Here is a 24,457-nt window from a genome sequence, read left to right on the forward strand (position 1 = left end):
CGGTTTATATTATCCATTTACATATATAGAAAAGTATTCCCGTTTTTATTTGGAAATAACCTTTTGCCCGTGATATTACAGGCAGCAGGGGTGTATCTGAACGGTTACATCTGTTATAGTTGTCAGTAAGAGCGAATTTTGGAAAAGGGGTAGATTTTATAACCGAAGTTATGATATATTAGTACTGTAAAGCAGTATAGCGTGTTTTTCTTGAAGAGGTAACCGGTATGCACAAGGGATACATGTTTTCGAAATATGCATTGGATAAAGAGTTAAAGGATGTGGGAGGTCTCTGGAGTCGTATCGATTTCAGGGACTATATTATAACGCCGAAAAAGGTATGGCTGATAAACCGGTGGTTTCAGGCCGGTGTTTTCCTGCAGCGCCCTGCCAAAGGGATGAAGCGGAGTAAGAAAAGCATCCGTACTGCAGACGGCGGAAAAATCGGGCTGACCATATATGAACCGGCCAATATCAGTAAAAATGCCCCCTGTATGATTTATTATCATGGAGGCGCTTTTGTATTAAGGGACAGGCCTTCCACACACCGGCTGGCCCAGGTGTATTCGGAAAATATAAGATGTAAGGTAATTATGGTACATTACCGGCTGGGAGAGCCTTATCCGGGGCCTGTGAAGGATTGCTACGGGGCTTTTGCCTGGATATCCCGAAATGCCGCAAAGCTGGGAATTGATAAGGACAGGATAGCGGTGATCGGTGACAGCGCAGGAGGTGCCCTTGCGGCGGCTGTGACGCTGCTTGCCAGAGACAGAAAAGGCCCGCCCATCTGTTTTCAGATGCTGATTAACCCGGTAACGGACAGGAGCATGACCTCCTGGTCCATGCGTCAGTTTGTGGATTCGCCCGGATGGAATGCCAATCTGAACCGTCAAATGTGGGATTTATATCTGCAGAAGGGGGATTTCGGCAAACCGCAGTATGCCGCACCCTTATGCGCCGCTTCTTTGGAGAAGCTTCCGCCCGCTTATGTGGAAACCCAGGAAATTGACTGCCTGCGGGATGAGGGAAATGCCTATGCGGACCGTCTGGCGCGTGCGGGAGTCCCTGTGGAGCTGAATGAAATACGCGGCACCTTTAATGGATATGATGTTTTATTTGACAAAAACAAGCTGGTACAGCTGTCCGTAACAAGGCGCTGTCTCGTTATGAAGAGGGCATTCGCTAAGATCCCGCTAATAACACGTTCATAATGCGTTAAGGAACTCCCCGGAATATCGTATTTGTCTGCCAGTCATGCTATGGTATCTGTGAAAGATACATAATGCGGACAGGAGGCAGCAGACAATGTGGGATATCTGGTCAATTTTATCGGTGATTATTATAGTGGCAGGTGTGGTCGGCGGTGTCTATTATGAAAATATAAAAAGATAAGACAGGCAGCACCTGGGAGGAAGGGGATGACAACAGCATGCCCTTCTTTTTTGTAATCGTTACTGTTCCCTCCGTGCTCAGTAACTTTGAATCCTTCCGCAGCCGCTCTGCCCTAAAAAAACACGGGACAAACCGGCTGAAATATTGTAAACTATCAATAGGCATTACGGCAGGATGGGAGGGTCACAGATGAAAGAGAGGGAATATTTGCTGATTGCCCTGGATATGGACGGGACGCTGCTGAATTCCGGGCAGGAAATAACGCCAAGAGCCGGAAGGGCTATGGAAGAGATCATGCGGCGGGGAAAACAGGTGGTTTTCTCCACAGGAAGATGTATCCGTGAAATGGAAGCTTACCTGGAAGCTTTCCCTTCCATGAAATATCTGATATGCGAGAGCGGTGCATGTGTATATGATTTGCAGAAGAAGAAGCATATAGCCCGGATCCCCATACCGCCCAGGCTTGTGCTTAAGGTAATTGCCTGTGTGGAAGGGGAGGATATCCTCACCTCTTTTTTTATGGGAAACCGTCCGTTTATGGATACGGCCTATATGCGGCGTCTTGCCGCGTTCGGTCTCGGGGATTTTGACGAGGTGTTCCGTCAGAGTGTGGTAAAGGTAGAAAACCTGTTTTCTTTTTACCGGGAGAATCCTATGGAGGTGGAAAAAATCAATCTGTTCTTTAAGGATGGCGACAGCCGCCGGAAAGCGCTTGAGAAAATAGCAAGGCTTCCGCTTTCTCTGGCAAGCTCCCTGGCGGGTAACCTGGAGATCAATGCACAGAGGGCTAATAAAGGGGAAGGGCTTAGAATCCTGTGCAATCATCTGCAGATTCCTATGGAAGCGGTCATCGCAGTAGGGGATAACAGTAACGATGTGGAAATGCTGCAGGCAGCAGGATTTCCGGCTGCGGTAGGGAATGCGGTTCCCCGGGTGAAGGCGCTGGCGCGGGAAATAACAGAGGACTGTGACCATGACGGGGCAGCTATAATCATGGAAAAATATATGTTGTAGATACAGCAAATACACAAGAAGAAATCCTGCAGGGGATTTCTTCTTTTTTTTCTGCAGGATAAACCTGCAGCAGATCAGGCAGGTCTGCATATGCGCGGCGCGGACCGTATAAAACGTGGCGGCAGCAGACGTCGGCCTGGCGTGCAGCGGAATGTATTTTTATGCGTTTTTGAATGGTATAATTCGGGTAAAAATGTTTAAAATCATAAAGGACAGCATGTTTTTACCCAGAAAACAGAAGGAAAATACATGTAAAATGCTGGTAAAAAAAGTGGAAAAAACTTATAATTATTCAAAATGTATATTAAGCACAAGAAAAATAGAAATTAATATAAAAAATATACAAAAAAGTATTGCATTAAGAAATATGATGTGGTAATATACAACCATAGCAATTGGAAACGTTACCGACAACGTTACCGATAACGTTTCCGGAATCTAGGCAATTTAAGAAAAGGAGAGGTAATTATGAAAAAGAAACTGATCAGCGCATTACTGAGCGTAGCAATGGTTTCTGCCCTTCTGGCCGGCTGCGGATCAAAGGCAGGGGCGGAAAGCACACCTGCACCGGCAGAAACACCGGCAGAAGCGGGTTCTGAGGCGGAGCCGGAGGCTCCTGCGGAAAGCACGGCGGAGACAACCGCGGCAAGCGGCGAAGGCAAGGTTTATTATCTGAATTTCAAACCGGAACAGGCAGAGGACTGGGTGGAGCTGGCTAAAGTATATACGGAGCAGACCGGTGTGCCGGTAACGGTAGTGACAGCGGCTTCCGGAACCTATGAATCCACGCTGAAGTCTGAGATGGCTAAATCAGAAGCGCCTACCCTGTTCCAGGTAAACGGACCTGTAGGCCTGGCATCCTGGAAGGATTACTGCTATGACCTGAAGGATAGTGAAGTTTATAAGAATATCGAAAGTGATGACTATGTACTGAAGGAAGGCGACTCCGTTCTCGGTATGGCATATGTTATCGAAACCTACGGTATCATCTATAACAAAGCGCTGCTGAATGATTATTTTGCACTGCCCGATGCGGAAATCACCTCCATCGACCAGCTGAATAATTTTGAAGCGCTGAAAAAGGTTGCGGACGGCATTCAGGCACATAAGGAGGATCTCGGCGTAGAAGGTGCCTTTACATCCGCAGGTTTTGATGCCTCCTCCGACTGGAGATTCAAGACCCATCTTGCCAACCTTCCTGTTTATTATGAATACAAGGCTGATGGAATTACCTCCTCACCTGCAATTAAAGGAACCTATCTGGATAACTACAAACAGATTTTTGACCTGTATATTACAGACGCTACCTGTGAACCCAGTCTCCTTTCCGGTAAAACCGGTGAAGATGCCGCTTCCGAATTCGCACTTGGCGAAGCGGTATTCTACCAGAACGGCACATGGGCTTACAATGATATCAAGGACAATGAAGTAGCGGACGAAGATCTGGGAATGCTTCCTATCTACATTGGCGTGGAAGGGGAAGAGAATCAGGGACTTTGTACCGGTTCTGAAAACTACTGGTGTGTAAATAAGAACGCAGCACCGGAAGATATCCAGGCAACCCTTGATTTCCTGAACTGGGTGGTAACCAGTGATGAAGGACGTGACGCCCTTGCAAACAAGATGGGATTTGTAACTCCTTTCAAGACTTTTGCAGACGGCTATCAGTCCACGAATCCGCTGATTGTTGCCAACGATGAATATACAAAAGCCGGAAAAACACCCGTTTCATGGAACTTCACAACCATGCCTTCCGAAGAGTGGAAGAACGGTGTGGGCAGTGCGCTTCTGGAATATGCACAGGGCACCGGAAAATGGGATAACGTAGTAACGGCATTCGTGGACGGATGGAAGTCCGAATACGATGCGGCAAATGCACAATAAACGCCCATGCCCGGTTACCGGGCAGCATAGTGTATAAAATGCAGCCGGGCCGAACGGCCATCCATACGGTGGAAACGGAGCTTTCACCGTAAGACGGAGAACAATGGCTGCCAGCGTTTAGAGGCGGCAGTTGCTTATGAGCAGGGCGGGCGAGGAGTGCCCGCCCTGTTTCATACAGCGGATGCACACTTTATATTAAGAGAGGAAAGAAAATGGCAAAAGCAATCAGAAGGTATTGGCCGATTTTTGTACTTCCTACATTTCTTGCTTTTATCCTGGGATTCATAGCCCCATTTATCATGGGCATTTATTTATCCTTCTGCAAGTTCACTACGGTAACGGATGCCACATTTATCGGCTTTTCCAATTATCTTAAAATTTTTACGGATCCGTCCTTTGTCCATGCGCTTTGGTATACGGCGCTATTCACCGTGGTATCGGTGATCCTGATCAATGTACTGGCCTTTGCGGTGGCCCTGCTTCTCACCAAAGGCTTTAAGGGAACCAATATTTTCAGGACGGTGTTTTTTATGCCCAACCTGATCGGCGGCATTATTCTGGGCTATATCTGGCAGCTCCTTCTCAACGGCATACTGCTGTATTTCAACCGGACGCTGACCTATTCCTCCACCTATGGCTTCTGGGGGCTGATCGTTCTGATGTGCTGGCAGCAGGTAGGCTATATGATGATTATCTATATTGCGGGTATCCAGAATATTTCCGGGGATTTAATCGAAGCGGCCAAGATTGACGGGGCCAATTCCAGGCAGATACTCAGGAACGTGACCATCCCTATGGTCATGCCCTCCATCACCATCTGTACCTTCCTGACACTGACCAACTCCTTCAAGCTGTTCGACCAGAACCTGGCGCTGACGAACGGGGAGCCGTCCAAGATGTCGGAAATGCTGGCCCTGAATATTTATAATACCTTTTACGGCCGTACCGGCTGGGAGGGCGTAGGGCAGGCCAAAGCGGTGGTATTCTTTATCCTGGTGGCGATTATAGCCCTTGCCCAGAATAAGATCACACGAAGGAAGGAGGTACAGCAGTAATGAATGCGAGAAAAGCAAAGCACGGCGGGCTTCTGACCTTTGTATTTACCCTCATATCCCTGGTGTACGTATTTCCCATCGTACTGGTGGTCATCAACTCCTTTAAGAAAAAAGCCTATATCAGCAGAAAACCTTTCGCCATTCCTGCGGGGAAAATGTATGTGGGCCTGGAAAACTATGTGAACGGTATTAAAAAGACCGGTTTTGTGGATGCCTTCTGGACGTCCCTGTTCATAACCGTTTTATCCGTTACCGTGATTATCCTCTGCACTTCCATGTGTGCATGGTATATATCCCGGGTAAAAAACAAGTTTACCACAGGCCTGTATTACCTGTGCCTGTTTTCCATGATCGTTCCGTTCCAGATGGTTATGTTTACCCTTTCCAAGCTGGCGGATATGCTTCATCTGGGAAATCCGCTGGGTATCGTTGTGGTCTATCTGGGTTTTGGAGCAGGGCTTTCGGTCTTTATGTTCTGCGGCTTTGTAAAAGGGATTCCGCTGGAAATAGAGGAGGCGGCCATGATCGACGGCTGTACGCCTATCCAGACTTTTTTCAGTATAGTCATGCCTATTCTGAAGCCGACCTGCATTACGGTGGCTATTCTCCAGGCTATGTGGATCTGGAACGATTACCTTCTGCCTTACCTGGTTCTGGATATGACCAAATATAAGACCATTCCTATTGCGGTCCAGTATTTGAGAGGCGGCTACGGCTCCATTGATATGGGTGCTATGATGGGTGTTCTGGTGTTGGCGATTATCCCCATTATCATTTTTTATCTGGTCTGCCAGAAATATATTATTGAAGGCGTTGTGGCGGGAGCGGTGAAAGGGTAGGAATACGTAACGGTTCAGACCCGGCTGGACAGTAACGAACTGTTACAGAAAAACCGCGGGAAAACAGACAGGGTTGACTTACACCAGAACTGTCCTATAAAATAAAGGTGGGTTTTTTGTCAAAACCTGTAAAATATGACGCCAGATGTGGGGGACGGGTGTTTGAATATGAGGAAAGAGCATGATGTGGAAGAAATAACGATTAGAGATATCGCCAGATTCTGTAATGTGGGGGTAAGCACGGTATCCAGGGCCATCAATAACCATCCGGATATCAATCCGGAAACGAAAAAAATGATTATGGATACCATCCGGAAGCATGGTTATATACCTAATAACAGTGCGAGAAACCTGAAGCGTACGGACGGGAAGTGCGTTGCTGTGCTGGTCAAGGGTATCACCAATCCTTTTTTTGCGGATGCCATACAGATTATTGAGGATGAAATCAAAAGGAAAAAATATTCCATGGTCATCCGGCATGTGGAATCCAACGAGGACGAAGTGGATGTGGCGCTGGAACTGGTGAAAGAGAAGCGGCTTGCAGGGATAATCTTCCTGGGAGGGTATTTTTCCCATTCCGAAGAAAAACTGCGCAAGCTCCATATTCCTTTTATTCTTTCCACCGTGGGCTGCGCGCCTGACGGAATGCATCATGACTATTATTCCTCCCTGTCGGTGGACGATGAAAAGGAAGGTTACCGGATGACGGATTACCTAATCCGCCAGGGACATACCAAAATCGCCATTCTGGCTGCCCAGCCCAATGACGCCAGCATCGGCAAGATGAGGCTGAACGGCTACAAAAAGGCATTGAAGGATCATGGCATACAGCCGGATGAGGATTTGATCTGCCATATGCCTGCGGATATTAAGTCCTATTCCATGGAAAGCGGCTACGTGATGACGAGAAAGCTGCTGGACTCCGGAAAAGAGTTTACTGCCATTTTCGCTCTTTCGGATACCATGGCGGTAGGCGCGTGCCGTGCCATATTTGAGGAAGGGAAAAATGTCCCCCGGGATTATTCCGTAGCGGGTTTTGACGGAATAGAGCTGTGCAGCTATTACAATCCCACCCTCACCACAATCCGCCAGCCCGTACAGGACATCGCGGAGGAATCCGTGTCTCTTCTGTTCGATATCCTGGCGGGAAGAAGCGGGCACCGGCATAAGGTATATGCCGGCGTGCTGCTGGAACAGGAATCAACGAGGAAACTATAAAACTGGTAACGGTACCGTATTGTTGCCGTTACAAAAAATAACTGCCTCACCTGCTATGGATTTGCCGGAGGATATCCGGCCTGCAGGTGAGGCAGTTTGTGTTCCGGGACAAAGGCCGTGACAGCGCCGGTCTGCGGCGGCTGTAAATCAGGCCGCTTTCTTCTGCTTTGCAAAGATGATGAAAAGCAGGGGAGCTACAATACCCGCCATCAGATTGCAGAAACCAAGCAGGGACATGATGCCTGCCAGGCCGAAAACACCGAAAACGAGGAAGATAATACCCCATATCATAAAGAAGTTATTGGTTCCCATCACTTCGGATTTCTTAATTCCCAGTATGCCGATGATAATTTTCAACACATTGAAGATTACCGTGATTGCAAGCGTTACATAGGCGATACCGCTTACCAGACCTACTGCCATATCGGCGGATACTCCGCTTCCGGCATTGGCGGCAACAGCATTGTCCAATGCAGCCTGTGCTGCCGCATCCATGTTATTCATCTGGCCCAGCGTTTTGGTAACATTGATTACCGATATAACAAGGGCAATTGCGGCAAACGCAATCAGAATAAAGGATGCGATTTTCAGAATGTTGTTTTTCTTTTCCATTTCTTCTCTCCTGTAAAATACTTATGTCACTTGTCCGGCGGGCGGCCGCCGGCTTCACAATGGTTACAGGAGCATTATATTTAATTTTCCCTGTTTTTTCAATATTATATTTGGTTTTATACTTCAAACGGTATCATTGAAACATAACAAATAGCACGTTTCGCTTATTGTTTGAATAACATAATGATAATGTTTCTCCTTTCCATAATAAATTAAATATATAAAATGCTTAAAATATTATACAAATAAGCTGTTTACACTCAAAAAAAGTACAGTTTAAGGACATTGCGAGCGAATAATCAGGATGTATTGTATATTAAAAATATAAATAATTTGTTTTGCTTCAGGAGGAAGAAAAATGAGGAAAGATCCATTTATTAAGTTATTTACAACGTTAAATGGAACCTATTTTTATGATGTAAATAAAAATGATATTGTCGAAATCAGCCCTGAGTGTTATCAGTATTTATGTAATGTGAGAGACAGTAATAGTGCATTATCCGCACAAGACAGTTCACCGGATGAGATTAAGGACTTACTTGCGCAAGATTATTTATCCGATTTGAGATATGAGACGATTGAACATCCATTGACCGATGAACTGGAAAATATAGTAAACAGAAGAATGCAGAAAATGACATTACAGGTAACACAGAATTGTAATTTAAGATGTAGTTATTGCCATTATACTTCAAATGATGGTTCCCAGAGATTTCATTCAAACAGAGTTATGAATTTATCTGTTGCCAAAAAAGCATTATTGTTCTTACGGGATCATTCCGTAGATACACCGGATATTTATATTGGTTTTTACGGTGGTGAACCTTTACTTGAAATGCAGCTGATAAAGGAGGCGGTTACTTTTGCTGAAGAGATTTTTTATGGAAAAAAAATTAATTATATGATGACAACAAATGCAACGTTGCTGAATGATAAAATTATAAGCTTTTTAGAAAAATATGATTTTAATCTTGTAATCAGCCTGGACGGACCAAGGGAAGTACATAATAAGAATCGGATTTTCAGAGATGGAGCAGGTACCTTTGATTCAGTAATTGAAAACTTGAAAATCCTTATCAATAACCATAAAAAATATGTGCATAAAATTTCAATAAATATGGTTTTAGATCCTAATCAAGATTTTGATCGTATAAATCAACTGTTCACTAATTATAAATTAGTGAATCAAATAGAAATAATGTCTACAATCATTGATGATGAGACTTCTTTAGTACGTAATACCTTCTCTGAAGAATTTAACTCTAAATTAAAGTATCATGAATTTCTGGCATATCTTTGTGTGCTTAATAAGTTGAAATGGACTGATTTATCACCAATTGTGAGGCCGAATGTTGGTAAGTGTCTGGAAAATATAGGGAAAATGGGGAATAACGGACGCCGTCCGGCTAGGTTAGTACCTGGAGGGCCTTGTGTTCCGGGTGAAGCCCGGCTAATGACAACTGTAGACGGTAAATTTATTGTATGCGAACGGGTTAATGAGATTTCTGATTGCATGATTTTAGGAGATATAGAACACGGTATCGATTTACGGAAGGCGAATGCACTATTAAATGTTGCAAAGCTTTCAGAAAATCATTGTAGAAAGTGTTGGGCATTTTGGGGTTGTACTTTATGTGGAAAATATTGTGATGATAACGGAAAATTAACTAAATCACATCGTATTATGAATTGTCAAAAAGCCTGGAGGACCTTTGACAGAATCTTGAAAGAAAAGGCTGTTTTATTGGAAGCATCCAAATATTACGGACAGATTTCTGTGTTATAAGGAGAGCATATGAAAAAAGCGATATTGTATCCATTTTTGGCAAGTAATCTTCCAATCATGAAGTATCATCATTTTTTTAATAATAGTTATGAAATAAAAGCGGCAGTATCTCCGGCGGGCACAGGTGTTTGCGGTAAAGACATATCGGTAATTGATAATAGGGAATTTCTAGGAATAACCGTCGAAAAGGATCTGCTAACATGTTTGCATCATGCAGAGGCAATGTTTATACCATGGGGAAATGAAACGGAATATGACAGATATAAAGATATTGTAGAATATATAAAGGCGGCAATAAGACTTCGTAAAGATATTATTTGTAATATTAAGCTGAAGACAAACGATGAGAAGGAAATTATTAAAAATTGCAGACGAAATAATGTTGCATTCATTAATCCCTATAAAATGGAGAACTGTTCCTGGAACTCACATACCGTAACTAAAATGCATGTTATTCCTATCCCTGTCATTTTTGTGAGCGGGATAGTAACTGAAGCAAATAATTTTGAAATTGTATTGTCTTTGATGAAAAACTTTAAAAAACATGGATTTAAAGCAACGGCATTTGGAATGCGGCCTGAGTATAATTTTTATGGATTTCATTATAATTTTTTGCTGACGGATTTTGCATCAGGAAAAAAGACAGGGATGGATATCTCTATGGTTATAACATTGCTTAATCATCAGCTTTACAGAATTGCATTAGATGAGAATCCTGATGTTATTGTTATTGAAGTTCCCGGGGGTATGCTGGAGACACCCTTATTTCCCAATGATTGCGGAGTATTGGCATATATGTTAACAAGAGCGGTACAGCCAGATTTTGTGATTGGTACATTTTTGGGTTCCGCCGAAATAATATCCGAAAGTATGGATTTATTAAATAGAGAAATAAGTATGAGATATGGTTTTCAGTTGGATTGTGCTCATTATTCCAATAAATCTCTGCACTTAGCGACATCCTTGCAAAAGCATAAAATGGAATTTTATTATAAGCCAATAAATGATTTGCTGTCGAGGGTACCGGCAGAAACTTTGTCATTACCAGTTTATTGTCTTATTAATGATGAGCAAATGGATAAAATGTTTGAGTATTTACTGGAAAAATTATCATGATAAATTAATAAAAAGAAAGATGATATGATGGAAAAAAATATAGAAAAGAAAGTATTTAACATATTTAATAAATTTGTATCCGGAGACAGGCTGGATTTGTTATGGAATAAAGAACGAGATTCCTGTCTGACTAGTGAAATATGGGGATTTTCTGCATTAGATATGCTTGTATTGTATTTCGAAATAGAAAAGGAATTCAATATAAAAGCGGAGTCCTATATGGTATTAGAGTATGGATTTTCTACTGTCAATAAAATTTTACGTATTCTACAGGGAGGGGAGGTGAAAGGATGAAAAGACTTCAAAAGAAGAACCCACAGGTTACAGAACTTGTTTGTGCCTTAAGCTATTGTCATTGCCAATGTGGGTGTAATGGTATCTGTAACTGCGATCCGATACCAACGCATCAAATTCAAAGCGGAGTAACAAGCCAGGGAAAAGATACAAGCAGCACCAGTAATAATGGTAGCATAGCTTCCACATATTCTCCAAGGTAGGTGAAAAAATGAATAAGCTTAATAAAAGGCCGCAAGTAAAGAAAGTAGATTTAATAATTGCCTTATCAGACTGTTTGTGTTCCTGTAATTGCAATGGCGCATGTAATTGTTCTCCAATACCAACGCATGCGATCCAAAGTGGAGTTCTCAGCGAGGGCCGGGATAATATGACTTCCTCATCGACAGCCTTCCATGTAAATAATGGGTGATGGTACGGGGAAGTTCCCTTATACCACATTTATGGTGAATTGAATGAAGAGTATAGTAAATAAAAGGGCGGTTGCCTTGTTATTTACAGTTACGTTTTTGTGTCTGTTTTCCGCATGTAATACGGAACCTGTCCGGACAAACACAGAATTGACTGTTTATATTGGATATAATGACAAGCCATTGGAATATGCTGTGGATATATATAAGGCGAGGTATCCGGAGGTAAATGTAACTGTAATAAATACCGGAGTGATGGATCCGGAAGCACAAGGAAATTATGAACAGCAGTTAGCAGTTGATCTTATGGCAGGAAAGGGAGCTGATGTATTCATTCTGCAAAGCTATTGGGATATTGACAAAATGGTGACGAACGGGGCATTTGCGGATTTGGAGACTTTTTATCAGGAAGATCAGGTATTAGATAAAGCCAGCTTCAACCGTGTGGTTATGGATGCCTGCGTTTATGATGGGAAGCGTTTTGCTATCCCTATGGAGTATAGCTTTCCTATTTTATTAACCAGTGCTTCCACATTGGAGGAAACACAATTTAACCTGGATAATTGTAAGAATTTCGAAGGCTTTTTGGCAGAGACACAAAAATATTATGCAGATGGAAGAGATGACAGATTATTGTTTCGGATGGATATAACGGCAAGAGATTGTTTGTTTTTATCTGGTTATAGTTTTGTAAATGTGATAGAAAAAAGGAGTGATATTACAACTGACGAATTTTCCCGTTTTTATCATTGGTATAAGGAAATTGTGGAAAAAGGCACTTATAATTATGAATTCGGAGATGCATTTGGTGCCGCCGCCGTCAGGGACAAAAAATGTATTTTTGATAATACCCTTGACTATTCCAGTTTTGATGATGTTATTAATCAGGTGCGTTTTTTGGACACCACGGATCATGCGGTTTTAACGCCTTTATATAATAAAGACGGTGGAATAACAGCCACAGTTTCCAGAGCGGTTGGTGTAAGGGCAAACAGCGCCAACAAGCAAAATGCATGGAATTTTATCCAGATATTGTTTAGTGAAGAAGTGCAGATGAATCCCGGGGCACAGAGAGGAAATATTAATATATCTTCTGTAATTATGCAGAAATATGGAGATAAGTGGGGAAACAAACTTTTTGGCAGTGATTTAAATGGTTTTACAAAAGATGCTTCTCCTCTGGATGAAAAATACATTGATTTTTACCTGGATAATATCAAAAAAATCAATCTTTGTTTCTTCAAGCCTAAGTGGGCTGGTGTTATTTATAAGGGAATGGAGCCTTATATTCATAACGAAGCAGATTTTGCGGAGGCGTTAGAAGAAACACAAAAACAATTGGACTTATATTTAACGGAGTAGGGAAATGGAGGGAGGTGAATAAATGAACAAAAGAAGAAGGGAACCTTATTGGGAGAATGGCCTGGTAGTTGCAATGGCCTGTGGTTGTGGCTGCGGATGTGAGGGCAACTGCAGCTGTCCTCCGATTCCTACACATCAAATACAGTATGATGTGACAAGCCAGGGTAAGGATAATGCAACCGCAATGGAAAATGGAAGATATGCAGCAGTATATTCAGAGAGGTAGTATTATGGGGAAATTAATAAAAAAGGTATCTGGAGAAAGAGAGAGCAGGGTTATTGCATTATCGGGAGGCTGCGGATGCAGTTGTAATTGTACGGAAAACTGCAGCTGTGCACCCACTCCCACTCATGCCATATTTGGGGCTGTAACCAGCCAGGGACGTGATTTTAATTCAGTCACACAATCACCTTTTAATATTTGTAAGGGGTAAAATGGGGGAAGGTATTCCCCCATTTGAAAAGAACAAGGATAAATGGTATGGTGAGAGGAAATAAACTGTTTTTTAAAACTATTAGATATTGTGTGAAATTTTCATGGAATGCATCTAAATTTTATTCGATAATCAGGTTAATATGCAGTGTTCTGAAACCGTTTATTTCAATTACCGGAATATATGCAACTAAAATAATTCTGGATGTATTTGTCAGTCAGGAAGATATAACACTTAAAATAAGCCAGGTTATTTTGGGGTTATGTCTTTTATCATTATTAAAAATTATGGATAAAGCGATTGTTAATTTTGAGTCCTATATAAATGTTGTACATAATGAGTTGATTGAAAATATAATAATGCAGAATATGTTTGAAATTGCACTGGACACGGATTTAAGTATGTATGATACACCTCAGTACTATGACGTATTTATGTCGGCGAAACGTGATGCAATGTCATGGACTAATATTGTGTGGAATGTTATTTTATGCTTTACCGCGTTTCTTTCTTTTATTACATCTTTTATTGCATTGGGAAGGAATAATGTTTTCTTTGCATTAATAATTTCTATAATGACGGTACCTTCCGCATGTTTGGGACAAAAGTATACTAAAATTTTATATCAATGTGATATGGAACAAGTAAGGAATCAAAGACAAAAAAATTATATATTTGAATTGGGCACAACCAGGGAATTTGCCCAGGAGGTACGCTGTTTTACTATTGGGACAATGCTTAAACAAAAATATAAACAGCTATTTCTCGCAATTATTTTACCTAAAAAACAAGCTTTAAAAAAAAGGGCAATTTTATATGGGCTGTTTAGTACGTCATCGGAAGTCTTACTGACAATATTAATGATATCGGTGTCACTAGATATTATTTATGAAACTAAAAGTATTGGTGATTATTCATGGTATTCAGGTGTATTAATACAGGTTTCCGGCAGTATCTCTCTCTCTTTATTAATTATTTGGTGTCTATTAATGATAATAAATTAAGGATACAGAATATGGACAAATTTAATAAATTATCAATACAAAGTATCAAATCAGGAAAAATCAAAATCGAAACTATTGAACATATAGAATTCTGTCAGGTCAGTTTCAAATATCCTTCTTCTAATACAGAAATTTTAAAGGATATCAATCTCAAAATTAGTAAAGGAGAACATGTTGCCCTTGTTGGTATCAATGGTTCCGGTAAATCAACCATCATTAAATTGCTTTTACGCTTATATGATGTTACGGAAGGCACGATACTCATTAATGGTAAGCATATCAAAGAGTATAATATAAGCGATTTACGTTCTTGCTTTGGAATTTATTTTCAAAACGGCCGCAATTTTCAATTTAGTTTAAAAGAAAATATTGTGCTGAACAGCAGTAATACGAAAGAGGAAGAATTAGAGAATTTCCTTATAAAGTGTGGTATGGATGATGTTGTAAAATTATGCAAAAAAGATTTGAACACTTATTTAGGGAGAGTTTTCTCCAATGAAGGAATTGAGCTATCAGAAGGGCAAAGACAAAAAATAGCATTAGCAAGAGCTTTGTTTCCAAATAAGCCGGCATATATACTTGATGAGCCATCCTCTTCTCTCGATCCTGAAGCGGAAGAAAAAGTTTTTAACTATATATTTAATAATTGCTTTCATAAGATAGTTTTGTTTACTGCCCATCGTTTTTCTGTATTAAACAGGGTTGATAAAGTTGTGGTTTTAGATAATGGCATTATTTCAGAACAAGGGACTGTGGAAGAACTTTTAAAACAAGAGAAGTTGTTTGCAAGGATTTATAATTATCAGGCAGACAAATTTAAAAGACAGGGGGAGATATGAAAAAGAAGCGGATAAAGCAGGGCTTATGTTATATAGTTCCATATTCTGCAGGTTTCCTAGTATTTTACCTCATTCCGGTCATATGGTGTATTATTTATTCCCTGACCGGTGGAGTCGGGGGACAGGTGTTTGTTGGATTTGAGAATTATAAGTCTGTACTTGGCAGCCACGCTTATCGGTTAGCAATATATAATACAATGCGTTTCCTGCTGTTTGGAGTACCGGCTGCAGTTGTTATATCCTTCTTTCTGGCAGTAATGCTGCAGGGAATCGGCCGGAGAAATACTTTGTACAGGATCATATTTTTATATCCCATGGTATTGCCTGTAGCGGGGATCGTCTTTTTTATAAAAGATTTTTTCGGGAATGATGGGATTGTCGGCAGTATTTTTTCCCTGATTGGAAGTACTCCGAAGGATTTGCTGAATTCCGAATATGCTTTTTTTATTTTAGTTGGATTGTACGTCTGGAAGAATTGCGGATATGGAATGATTATCTTTTTAGTAGGGCTTAATAGTATTCCTGCGGAATTAAAAGATATTGCAAAAATAGAAGGTGCGAATGCCATCCGGATTTTCCGGTATGTTACTTTTCCTCAATTGGTTCCCAGTTTCTTTTTCGTTATTGTTATTGCTATAGTTAACTCATTCAAATGTTTTAAAGAGGCTTATCTGATTGGAGGGGATAGTCCGAATAGCAGTATATATATGCTGCAGCATTTTATGAATAATAATTTCCAAAGCCTTAATTATCAAAGGCTATCTGTTGCAAGTATTCTATTATTTGTTATTATATGGCTGTTAGTGTTCCTGCTGTTCCAAAAGAAGAATAGATGGGAGGGATCCTATTTATGAAAAAAAAGGTTTTAAATCTTATACTGACTTTACTGTTTTTGCTGTTTCTATTTCCGGTTATATATACAGCAGTAAATTCATTCAGTAAAGGCTTTTTAGGACTTGAAATACAGCAATATGGTCTGGAGGGGTATTATGAGGTCTTTCTTTCCTGTCCGGATTATTTGATTAAGTTCTGGAATTCACTGCTGCTGTCTGCAGTTATTGTGACGGGGCATGTCATTTTGTCTTGTCTGGCAGGATATGGACTTTCCCGTTTTCCTATACCTGGAAAGAATATATATTTCTATCTGTTAATCATTATAATGATGATGCCTTATCAGGTTACTTTAGTATCTAATTTTATTGTTATAGATAAACTACATTTGCTCGATTCATACTTAGCTATTATTCTTCCTGCCATCTTTTCTCCTTTTGGGGTATTTTTAATGAGGCAGTCATTCGATGCCTGCCCGAAGGAACATGTGGAAGCCGCTATGCTGGATGGAGGAGATCCCTTTCCAATATTAATTAAAATCATGCTGCCCGAATGTAAGGCGTCAATTGTAACATTAGTTTTGTTATGTTTTATTGACTCATGGAATATGGTGGAACAGCCTTTAATTTTCATCAGGAATGCATACAGATACCCTTTATCTGTTTTTTTAGCACAGATAGAAGAAAGTAATAGGGCTGTGTTGTGTGTATGCGGTATTCTTGCATCATTACCAACGTTACTGTTGTTCTTCTATAGTGAAGATGATCTTATGGATGGGATAGGGTTTTGCAGGGTATGAAAAGGAAAAAAATAATTTTGATTATTTCGGGAATATGCTGCATGATTTTGGCTGTATTTACGGTTATCAGCGATGTGATTTACCGAAATACTGTACCGGAGGTGTCCTCCATTTGTTATGAGGGAAGTTTTTCCTTTGAGGAAGAGAGATTAACATTTTTTGTCCCAGAAGAAACAATAACAGGAAATGAGAATGGGAAATATATATTTAAAGTACTGAAAAGGCCTGGAAGATTTCGGGAAGAGTATTATGTAAAAGCAGTTCCTGTTGAAATTTATCAGGGAGAGGGGACAGGGGAGGTAAGGAATGAGAAGGGATATGTAAGGATACAGGTAATTGGACTTGAACATCTGGATAATATAGTTATAAAATCCAGCGCTGTGTTAACGGATGGTGAAACTATAAAGTGGTTGAATCCGGAGGATGATAAAAAAATAAATGCATAATATATCTGTGGCTATTATAGATGATTGTGTTAATTTGGATGTTTTTAAAGGAATTGAAAAAAATAAAATTGATTTTTATTTTGCTGATAATAATCAAATATCCAAAGGCGGGGAGCAACATGGAAAGGAAACCCACGGAACAATTTGCGCAGCAATTTTTGAAAAATATACGGGTTGTAATAAAATAATATGTATTCAGGTCCTGGACGAGATGTCACATACCGGAAGTGTCGACAGGCTGTTACTTGCCTTAAGATGGTGCGAATCGCATAAAATTAAAATATGCAGTCTTAGTTTAGGAGTAATTGGTCATATTAATCAAAATACTTTAAGAAACCAGATAGCCGGAATGGTTACAAAAGGACATATCATTGTAGCTGCAATGGGGAATAATAACCGTTCTGTTGTTCCTGCTGATCTTATTGGAGTTATCAGAGTACGGGTATGCGATAATTTATGGGGGGCTCAATGTGTGTTGGGGAAGAAAGGGCTTTTTGAACCCGATTTTTTGGCAGCGGGTAAGCATGAACTAATGTATACGACCGGTAAGATAAATTTAATTTGTGGGGAAAACAGTTTCGCGGTTCCCGTGGTTACCGCCATGGTTTACAAGATACTGATGAAGAAATCTGGCTTAGATGTATTTCATATACTATCCGGAGTGGAATGCAGTTCTATATTATTGTATAACCGCGGTAAGAATTTTTATGGATATTACAGAGATATTGTCTGGTCAAGGATCGAAAAAGAAAATTATGTAAATAGATTACATGGTATGCAACCGGTAAAGGTATCGGTTCCTATCCTGTTTATATGTGATGAATCGAAGAAAAGAATCAAGGTCGGCAAAGAATTCATAAGTTTTATGAAAAAGAATGAATATTACAGCATTATGGTTGAAATAGGAAGAAATCCGGTTGAGAAAGAATCTATATGGTTTCCTGATTATAAATTGTTTTATCATGCAGCGGAATTCTTTGTCCAATATTATGAATTGGATTATCTAGTGGTGTGTCTGGAAAAAAAAGATTTTCAAACGGAGGATTATACATTAGCAGTGACTCATATGATATCCGGGACTATAGAAAATGAATTTGATAAAATAAGGATCTTATGGGAAGAGGAATAAAAGGAAACCATTTAAAACAGGAAGCGTTGCCATCAGGCGACGCTTTTTTAAGTGAAAATATCAGTTTTGTTAAAGAAATATTTAGAAATTACCGTGCTGTTCTTTAAGCTTTGCCTGGTAGGATATAGACAATGAATAACAGACAGGAAGCGGATGTATAAGGAGAACAGGAGCAGGGTATGGAATATACGGCGGGAATGAAAAAGGCAGAATTGAAACCGAATATGGAATATAGGGGAAGAACGGAAGGGAAAAGGCTCATAAAGCCTTCTTACGTAATAACGGCGCTGGGAATTACGTTTTGTGCGGCGTTTACTATATACGGTATGCAGAAAGGGCTGTTTACCTCTCAGGAGGCTATGGAGCAGTTCCTGAAGCCTTTTGGGATATGGGGGCCTCTCATCTTTATTTTAATCCAGGTAGTTCAGGTAGTGGTTCCTATTATACCGGGCGGGGTTTCCTGTTTGGGCGGCGTGCTGCTTTTCGGGCCGTTGTGGGGTTTTGTATATAATTACGTAGGTATCTGTATCGGATCGGCCTGTGCCTTCCAGATATCCAGAAGGCTGGGAATGCAGGCTGTGGAAAAAGCGGCTGACGGTCAGAAATATGGAAAATATCTGAAGTGGATGGAAAACGGCACCTTTGATAAATGGTTTGCACTGGCTATATTTTTCCCTGCGGCGCCCGATGATCTGCTTTGCTTTCTGGCCGGCGTAACATCCATGTCATTTAAAAAATTTATGATAATTATTCTGCTTGGCAAGCCGTTATCCATTGCGGCATATTCTCTGGGGCTGCAGTTGCTATTTACCCAGGTTCTCCAGATGATCCGGTAGGCATGTTCGTTCAGGCAGGAAAGAAAGAGGGAGTGGAAAATGCAAAAAGTATTGCTTTATAACGGCGGTATGAAGGTGGCAGGTAAAAGCGGTGTGGGGCGGGCCATGGAGCACCAGGCGCGGGCGCTGGAAAATGCGGGGATCCCTTATACATTTGATACAAAAGATGATTATACGGTGGTCCATCTGAATACCGTGTTCCCGGATTCGCTGTGGATGAGCGTAAAAGCCCGTATGCAGGGAAAAGCGGTGGTTTATTATGGGCATTCCACCATGGAGGATTTCAGGAATTCTTTTGTGGGATCGAATATGGCCGCAGGACTGTTCCGGAGATGGATCAGCCGGTGCTATAGAAGCGGGGATGTGATAATTACACCCACACCTTATTCCGCACGGCTTCTTGGGACTTATGGATTAAACAAACCCATAGTGCCCCTTTCCAACGGTATTGATCTGGCCGTTTATAAAAAGAGCGAAGAGGGAGCCAAGAGATTCCGGGAAACCTATTGCATTCCCGCTTCCCGGAAGGTTGTGCTGGGGGTGGGACATTATATAGAAAGAAAAGGGATCCTTGATTTCGTGGAAATGGCAAAACGGTATCCCCAATATGAATTTATCTGGTTTGGCTCCACACCCACCGCCCTGATTCCCCCGCGGATCAGGAGGGCGGTCAGGACGCAGCTTCCCAATCTGCAGTTCCCGGGCTATATCAGCAAAGAAAAGCTGATGGACGCCTACAGCGGAAGCGATTTATTCTTCTTTCCCACGTTGGAAGAGACGGAAGGGATTGTCATGCTGGAAGCCATGGCGATGCATACGCCGGTGCTCGTGAGGGATATCCCTGTATATGAAGGCTGGCTTACACATGGAAAGACCGTTTATAAAGGGAAGAAGCAGGATGATTTCGAAAAGCTTATACCGGCGATCCTGGAAAAACAGCTTCCGGATTTGACGGAGGAAGCCTACCGGCTGGTGGGGGATAACAGTATCAGTAAAATAGGAACGGTTCTTGCTGAAATTTATGCCGGCTTATTAGAGGAGGGGACCTATGAAAATACTAATTACAACAGATTGGTATGAACCGGTGATTAACGGTGTCGTTACGTCTGTCCTGACATTAAAAAAAGAACTTATCCGCAGAGGGCATGAGGTGAAGGTGGCTACCCTATCGGATACGGGACACTCTTATAAAGAAGGAGATGTCTATTACATGCGTTCCGTGGATATCAGCAGGATTTATCCCGGCGCAAGGGCTGTATGCTTTCCGGGAAACAGGCTGTACGAGGAACTGCTTGGCTGGCAGCCGGATATCGTCCATTCCCAATGCGAGTTCAGCAGCTTCCTGATCGCCCGCAAAATAGCGGCAGAGCTGGGAATACCGGTCGTTCATACCTATCACACGGTATATGAGGACTACACCCACTATTTCAGCGCCGGAAGGCCCTGGGGCAGACAGGCGGCCGCGTGGTTTTCCCGGTTTATCCTGGAAAAAACGGATTTTGTCATTGCTCCTACCCAGAAGGTGAAAGGGCTTCTTGATTCCTATGGCGTGGATCGCCCTGTTGCGGTGATTCCCACGGGTATCCGGTTGGAACGCTTTCTGCCGGTTTGCTGGGAAACGGTGGATCGGGACAGAAGAGAAGTACGGGAAAGCTGCGGAATCGGAGAAGAAAAAAAGGTGCTGCTTGTTCTGGGCCGCCTTGCCAAGGAAAAAAATATAGAAGAAATCATCTCCTATTTCGGGAAGATGAACCGGGAGGAACTGGAGCTTCTGATCGTCGGGGACGGTCCGTACAGAAAGGAACTGGAACTTCTGGCGGATGAGCAGAAGAACAGCAGCCGCATTCATTTTACGGGGATGGCCACACCGGAGGAAACCGCTGCCTATTACCGGGCGGCAGACCTCTTTGTCAGCGCTTCACAAAGCGAAACCCAGGGAATTACTTATCTGGAGGCCCTTTCCAGCGGACTGCCGGTAGTATGCAGAAAAGATCCTTGTGTGGAAGGGATTGTAAAGCATAAGGAAAACGGCTACCAATACGAAACCTTTGAAGAATTCCGGGATGAATGCCTGAAAATTACCGGGGATGTGGACTGGAAGAATTTCCTGTCCGCGGGGGCGGTACAGACAGGGCTGCAGTTCGGTGCCAGACAGTTTGGGGAAAAGGTGTGCGGCGTGTATCAGGCCGCGCTTGCGGGAAGACGCAGCCGGATACGCATAGGCTTTAAAGGGGCGGCGGCTTCCTAAGGATAAGCGGAAAGCAAATACTCACGGACTAAACCCATGGATTCTCCTCCGTGGGTTTTTATGTCGGCAGGAATTTTTACCTTTTTTGGACTTGCATAAACCGAACATATGTACTATAATATGGAAAAGAACGTATGTTCGATTTAACTCCGCGTTTCCGCATGCGTAAGAAGGGATGGAAGCGCAGGAAAAGGCAGGGGCAGAATGGATTACGGAATAACCGACAGACAGATGAGCATTATGGATAAGCTGGGGATCCTGACAGATGCGGCGAAGTATGATGTGGCCTGTACCAGCAGCGGGACGGATCGCAGCGGAGACGGGACGGGTATGGGGAATGCGATTAAGGCGGGGATCTGCCACAGCTTTTCCGGAGACGGCCGCTGTATCAGCCTGCTTAAGATTCTATTTACCAATGAATGCATATATGACTGTAAGTACTGCATCAACCGCTGCTCCAACGATGTTCCCCGGGCTTCTTTTACGCCGGAGGAGGTATGCAGGCTTACCATTGAATTTTACAGAAGGAATTACATAGAAGGGCTGTTTTTGAGTTCGGGGATTCTGTACAGCCCGGATTATACCATGGAGCTTTTATACCGGACGCTTTTTAAGCTGCGCAGGGAGTATCACTTCCAGGGTTATATTCATGTAAAGGCTATCCCGGGGGCCAATCCGGAGCTGGTGCGCCTTACGGGATTCCTGGCGGACAGGATGAGCGTGAATCTGGAGCTGCCTACCGCGGAGGGACTGAAGAAGCTGGCCCCCAATAAGCACAGGAAGAATATTCTCACGCCCATGCGGCTGATACAGAACGGAATAACCGAGAACAAAAATGAGGTGGCGGTTTACCGCCATGCGCCGGTATTTGTACCGGCGGGACAATCCACACAGATGATTATCGGTGCTACCGGCGAGAGCGATTTCCAGCTGATGATGGTGGCCCAGAATCTATATGATAAATTCAGCCTGAAACGGGTATTTTATTCAGCCTTTGTGCAGGTAAATGAGGACAAGGAGCTTCCGGCGCTGCCGGGAGGCCCTCCGCTGCTTCGGGAGCACAGACTGTATCAGGCGGACTGGCTTCTGCGGTTTTATGGATTTCAGGCGGAGGAGCTGCTGGATGAGAGCCGGCCCAACTTCAATGTACTGCTGGATCCCAAGGAGGATTGGGCGCTGCGGCATCTGGAATGTTTTCCGGTGGAGGTAAACCGCGCCGATTACCACACGCTGCTGCGTGTGCCCGGAATCGGTGTGAAAAGCGCCCAGCGGATAGTAAAGGCCCGGCGGAGTGCCTGCCTGCGTTTTGAGGATTTAAAGAAGATAGGAGTGGTCCTGAAGAGGGCGCTTTATTTCATAACCTGCCAGGGGCGTATGATGTATAATACCAGGATGGAGGAAGACTATATAACCCGTAACCTGCTGTCGGTGAAGGAAAAGCTGCCGGCGGAAGCCGGAGGGATGTCTTTCCGGCAGCTGTCGCTGTTTGATGATGTCCGTTTTACGGCAAAACAGCAGGAAATCAGGCAGCTGGGATAACCGTTTATATACGGAGGGTGTAAGGATGGAACAGATATTTATTTGTGAAGATTCCCAGGAAGGCGTGTTTACCGGGATTTATGACGCATATGCTTTAAAGTGTGATCATGACAATACCTATATACAGATTGGGGAGGACGGAAACCTCCGTCTGTTTGCTGAATACAGGGAGATTACACCGGACGTGCAGAAGGCGGATAAGGTGAGGCGGACCATTCTTTCCCGATTCGGGGAGGAATGCTACGAGCAGTTCTGTTATGCGTTATCCTCCTGGGAAACGGATAAGGGGCAGGCCGTCTACAGGGCTGTTGCGGAAGGGCTTAAGGGGCAGTTTCGCGGGAAGCTGCAGGATCATTTGGGAAATGCCGATGTACGCCGTGTTTTTGAACTGAGCAGGTCTGCCGGAAACGAGGCGCATCATCTTCTGGGTTTCCTGCGCTTTGAGGAGACCGCAGGGGGTGTCCTTTTTGGGGAAATCGGACCAAAGAATAATGTAGTTCCCTTTATGATGCCTCATTTTGCGGACCGGTTTCCGAAAGAAAATTTTATTATTTATGATAAGGGACGGAAGCTTTACGGCATCCACCAGGCCGGAAACCCCTGGTTTATGGCTCAAATGGAGCATGGCCCGGAAAAGCGGGATTTGGAATTTTCAGAGGAGGAAAGAAATATCCAGGAACTTTTCCGGTATTTCTGCCGTAAGATAATGATAAAGGAACGGGAGAATAAGAAATTGCAGAGACAGAACCTCCCTTACAGGTTCCAAGAATATATGATAGAATTTGTAAAGAATGAGCAGAAAACGGGACGGTGAAAATGCGGGCAAACACCGGAAATCACACTTTTAGACAAAGAAAGGAGCGGGTTTGGCTCCATGCCGGGACATAATGCAGTATGGCTTTTTTACCTGTCATTTTACGTCGAAAAATGGGGGTTTACATTTCTACCCAATGCTGTATAATATGATAAATCCAAGTAAGAAAGTGAGACAGGAGTGCAAAAACACAAACGCCCCGGGCGGTATATCATGGGTTTTTGTATATATCCGGGAAGTCACTGAACAGTTACGGTATATTTAAGGAAAGGATGAAAGTGAGTGGTAAGTATGAATGGAATCAATCAGTATAAAATTGTGCTGAGACCGGACGAGGTACAGGATTTTGTAAACGCGGCCTCCAGGTGTGATTTCGATATTGACATAGCGTATAACAGCTATGTGGTAGACGCTAAATCTATTCTTGGTGTGTATGGACTGGACCTTACCCGTGTATTGACAGTAACCTGTCATGGATACAGCAAAGAATTTGACAATTACCTCAGAAAATTTGCAATTGCCTGCTGAATGAATGGCGTGAATAAGAACGATTGTA

The 24,457-nt window shown here is 42.6% G+C and carries 24 protein-coding genes; 23 read left to right on the forward strand and 1 reads right to left on the reverse strand.

Annotated features, from left to right (window positions below; translation table 11 throughout):
- The first annotated feature begins 227 nt into the window (after positions 1-227).
- From DXA36_RS18800 to DXA36_RS18830, 6 genes are all read left to right on the forward strand, one after another.
- The gene (locus DXA36_RS18800) at positions 228-1,211 is read left to right on the forward strand and encodes an alpha/beta hydrolase (protein WP_118681022.1); all 984 of its coding nucleotides are present in this window, start codon (positions 228-230) and stop codon (positions 1,209-1,211) included.
- Positions 1,212-1,581: 370 nt separating this feature from the next.
- On the forward strand, positions 1,582-2,406 hold the full coding sequence (locus DXA36_RS18805; protein WP_182479155.1) for a Cof-type HAD-IIB family hydrolase: 825 nt from the start codon (positions 1,582-1,584) through the stop codon (positions 2,404-2,406).
- Positions 2,407-2,874: 468 nt separating this feature from the next.
- Positions 2,875-4,290, forward strand: coding sequence for an ABC transporter substrate-binding protein (locus DXA36_RS18815; protein ID WP_118681025.1), 1,416 nt, complete (start codon positions 2,875-2,877; stop codon positions 4,288-4,290).
- A gap of 212 nt (positions 4,291-4,502) precedes the next feature.
- A complete protein-coding gene (locus tag DXA36_RS18820; RefSeq protein ID WP_118681026.1) occupies positions 4,503-5,345 on the forward strand; it encodes a carbohydrate ABC transporter permease in 843 nt (280 codons plus the stop codon).
- Positions 5,345-6,184 carry a carbohydrate ABC transporter permease gene (locus tag DXA36_RS18825; protein ID WP_118681027.1) on the forward strand — a complete coding sequence of 280 codons (840 nt, stop codon included), beginning with the start codon at positions 5,345-5,347 and terminating at the stop codon, positions 6,182-6,184. The genes DXA36_RS18820 and DXA36_RS18825 overlap by 1 nt, the downstream gene beginning before the upstream one ends.
- A gap of 168 nt (positions 6,185-6,352) precedes the next feature.
- Positions 6,353-7,402 carry a LacI family DNA-binding transcriptional regulator gene (locus DXA36_RS18830; protein WP_243114687.1) on the forward strand — a complete coding sequence of 350 codons (1,050 nt, stop codon included), beginning with the start codon at positions 6,353-6,355 and terminating at the stop codon, positions 7,400-7,402.
- A 147-nt stretch (positions 7,403-7,549) separates the two neighbouring features.
- Here DXA36_RS18830 and DXA36_RS18835 read toward each other — a convergent pair whose 3' ends face one another.
- Positions 7,550-8,014 (reverse strand): hypothetical protein, encoded by a 465-nt coding sequence (locus DXA36_RS18835; RefSeq protein WP_118681028.1) that lies wholly within the window; start codon positions 8,012-8,014, stop codon positions 7,550-7,552.
- 358 nt (positions 8,015-8,372) lie between these two features.
- Between DXA36_RS18835 and DXA36_RS18840 the strand changes: the two genes are divergently transcribed.
- The 17 genes from DXA36_RS18840 to DXA36_RS18925 all read left to right on the forward strand — a co-directional run bounded on the left by DXA36_RS18840 (position 8,373) and on the right by DXA36_RS18925 (position 24,429).
- On the forward strand, positions 8,373-9,800 hold the full coding sequence (locus DXA36_RS18840) for a radical SAM protein (RefSeq protein WP_118681029.1): 1,428 nt from the start codon (positions 8,373-8,375) through the stop codon (positions 9,798-9,800).
- Between the two features lie 9 nt (positions 9,801-9,809).
- Positions 9,810-10,916: a TIGR04066 family peptide maturation system protein gene (locus DXA36_RS18845; protein WP_118681030.1), complete on the forward strand. Its 1,107-nt coding sequence runs from the start codon at positions 9,810-9,812 to the stop codon at positions 10,914-10,916.
- Between the two features lie 24 nt (positions 10,917-10,940).
- Complete coding sequence (locus tag DXA36_RS18850) at positions 10,941-11,210, forward strand: hypothetical protein (RefSeq protein WP_118681031.1); 270 nt, start codon at positions 10,941-10,943, stop codon at positions 11,208-11,210.
- Between the two features lie 455 nt (positions 11,211-11,665).
- Entirely contained in the window at positions 11,666-12,982 is a 1,317-nt protein-coding gene (locus tag DXA36_RS18855) for an ABC transporter substrate-binding protein (RefSeq protein ID WP_118681032.1), read from the forward strand.
- A gap of 22 nt (positions 12,983-13,004) precedes the next feature.
- Complete coding sequence (locus DXA36_RS18860) at positions 13,005-13,208, forward strand: hypothetical protein (RefSeq protein ID WP_118681033.1); 204 nt, start codon at positions 13,005-13,007, stop codon at positions 13,206-13,208.
- A gap of 255 nt (positions 13,209-13,463) precedes the next feature.
- A complete protein-coding gene (locus DXA36_RS18865) occupies positions 13,464-14,420 on the forward strand; it encodes a hypothetical protein (RefSeq protein WP_118681034.1) in 957 nt (318 codons plus the stop codon).
- Positions 14,421-14,431: 11 nt separating this feature from the next.
- Positions 14,432-15,259, forward strand: a complete 828-nt coding sequence (locus DXA36_RS18870) for an ATP-binding cassette domain-containing protein (protein ID WP_182479157.1) — start codon at positions 14,432-14,434, stop codon at positions 15,257-15,259.
- On the forward strand, positions 15,256-16,113 hold the full coding sequence (locus DXA36_RS18875; RefSeq protein ID WP_118681036.1) for a carbohydrate ABC transporter permease: 858 nt from the start codon (positions 15,256-15,258) through the stop codon (positions 16,111-16,113). The genes DXA36_RS18870 and DXA36_RS18875 overlap by 4 nt, the downstream gene beginning before the upstream one ends.
- Positions 16,110-16,889 (forward strand): carbohydrate ABC transporter permease, encoded by a 780-nt coding sequence (locus DXA36_RS18880; protein ID WP_182479158.1) that lies wholly within the window; start codon positions 16,110-16,112, stop codon positions 16,887-16,889. Before DXA36_RS18875 ends, DXA36_RS18880 begins: the two co-directional genes overlap by 4 nt.
- Positions 16,886-17,335: a hypothetical protein gene (locus tag DXA36_RS18885; protein ID WP_118681038.1), complete on the forward strand. Its 450-nt coding sequence runs from the start codon at positions 16,886-16,888 to the stop codon at positions 17,333-17,335. Before DXA36_RS18880 ends, DXA36_RS18885 begins: the two co-directional genes overlap by 4 nt.
- Positions 17,328-18,464 carry a S8 family serine peptidase gene (locus DXA36_RS18890; RefSeq protein WP_118681039.1) on the forward strand — a complete coding sequence of 379 codons (1,137 nt, stop codon included), beginning with the start codon at positions 17,328-17,330 and terminating at the stop codon, positions 18,462-18,464. Before DXA36_RS18885 ends, DXA36_RS18890 begins: the two co-directional genes overlap by 8 nt.
- A 179-nt stretch (positions 18,465-18,643) precedes the next feature.
- On the forward strand, positions 18,644-19,300 hold the full coding sequence (locus DXA36_RS18895; protein WP_243114684.1) for a TVP38/TMEM64 family protein: 657 nt from the start codon (positions 18,644-18,646) through the stop codon (positions 19,298-19,300).
- 39 nt (positions 19,301-19,339) lie between these two features.
- Positions 19,340-20,380 (forward strand): glycosyltransferase family 4 protein, encoded by a 1,041-nt coding sequence (locus DXA36_RS18900; RefSeq protein WP_118681040.1) that lies wholly within the window; start codon positions 19,340-19,342, stop codon positions 20,378-20,380.
- Positions 20,349-21,548: a glycosyltransferase family 4 protein gene (locus tag DXA36_RS18905; RefSeq protein WP_118681041.1), complete on the forward strand. Its 1,200-nt coding sequence runs from the start codon at positions 20,349-20,351 to the stop codon at positions 21,546-21,548. Before DXA36_RS18900 ends, DXA36_RS18905 begins: the two co-directional genes overlap by 32 nt.
- A gap of 204 nt (positions 21,549-21,752) precedes the next feature.
- Complete coding sequence (locus DXA36_RS18910; protein WP_118681042.1) at positions 21,753-23,087, forward strand: putative DNA modification/repair radical SAM protein; 1,335 nt, start codon at positions 21,753-21,755, stop codon at positions 23,085-23,087.
- A 25-nt stretch (positions 23,088-23,112) separates the two neighbouring features.
- A complete protein-coding gene (locus DXA36_RS18915; protein WP_118681101.1) occupies positions 23,113-23,901 on the forward strand; it encodes a TIGR03915 family putative DNA repair protein in 789 nt (262 codons plus the stop codon).
- 291 nt (positions 23,902-24,192) lie between these two features.
- Positions 24,193-24,429: an HPr family phosphocarrier protein gene (locus DXA36_RS18925; protein WP_118681044.1), complete on the forward strand. Its 237-nt coding sequence runs from the start codon at positions 24,193-24,195 to the stop codon at positions 24,427-24,429.
- The last annotated feature ends 28 nt before the right edge of the window (positions 24,430-24,457 follow it).

This window comes from Eisenbergiella sp. OF01-20, from assembly GCF_003478085.1.
Lineage (GTDB): Bacteria > Bacillota > Clostridia > Lachnospirales > Lachnospiraceae > Eisenbergiella.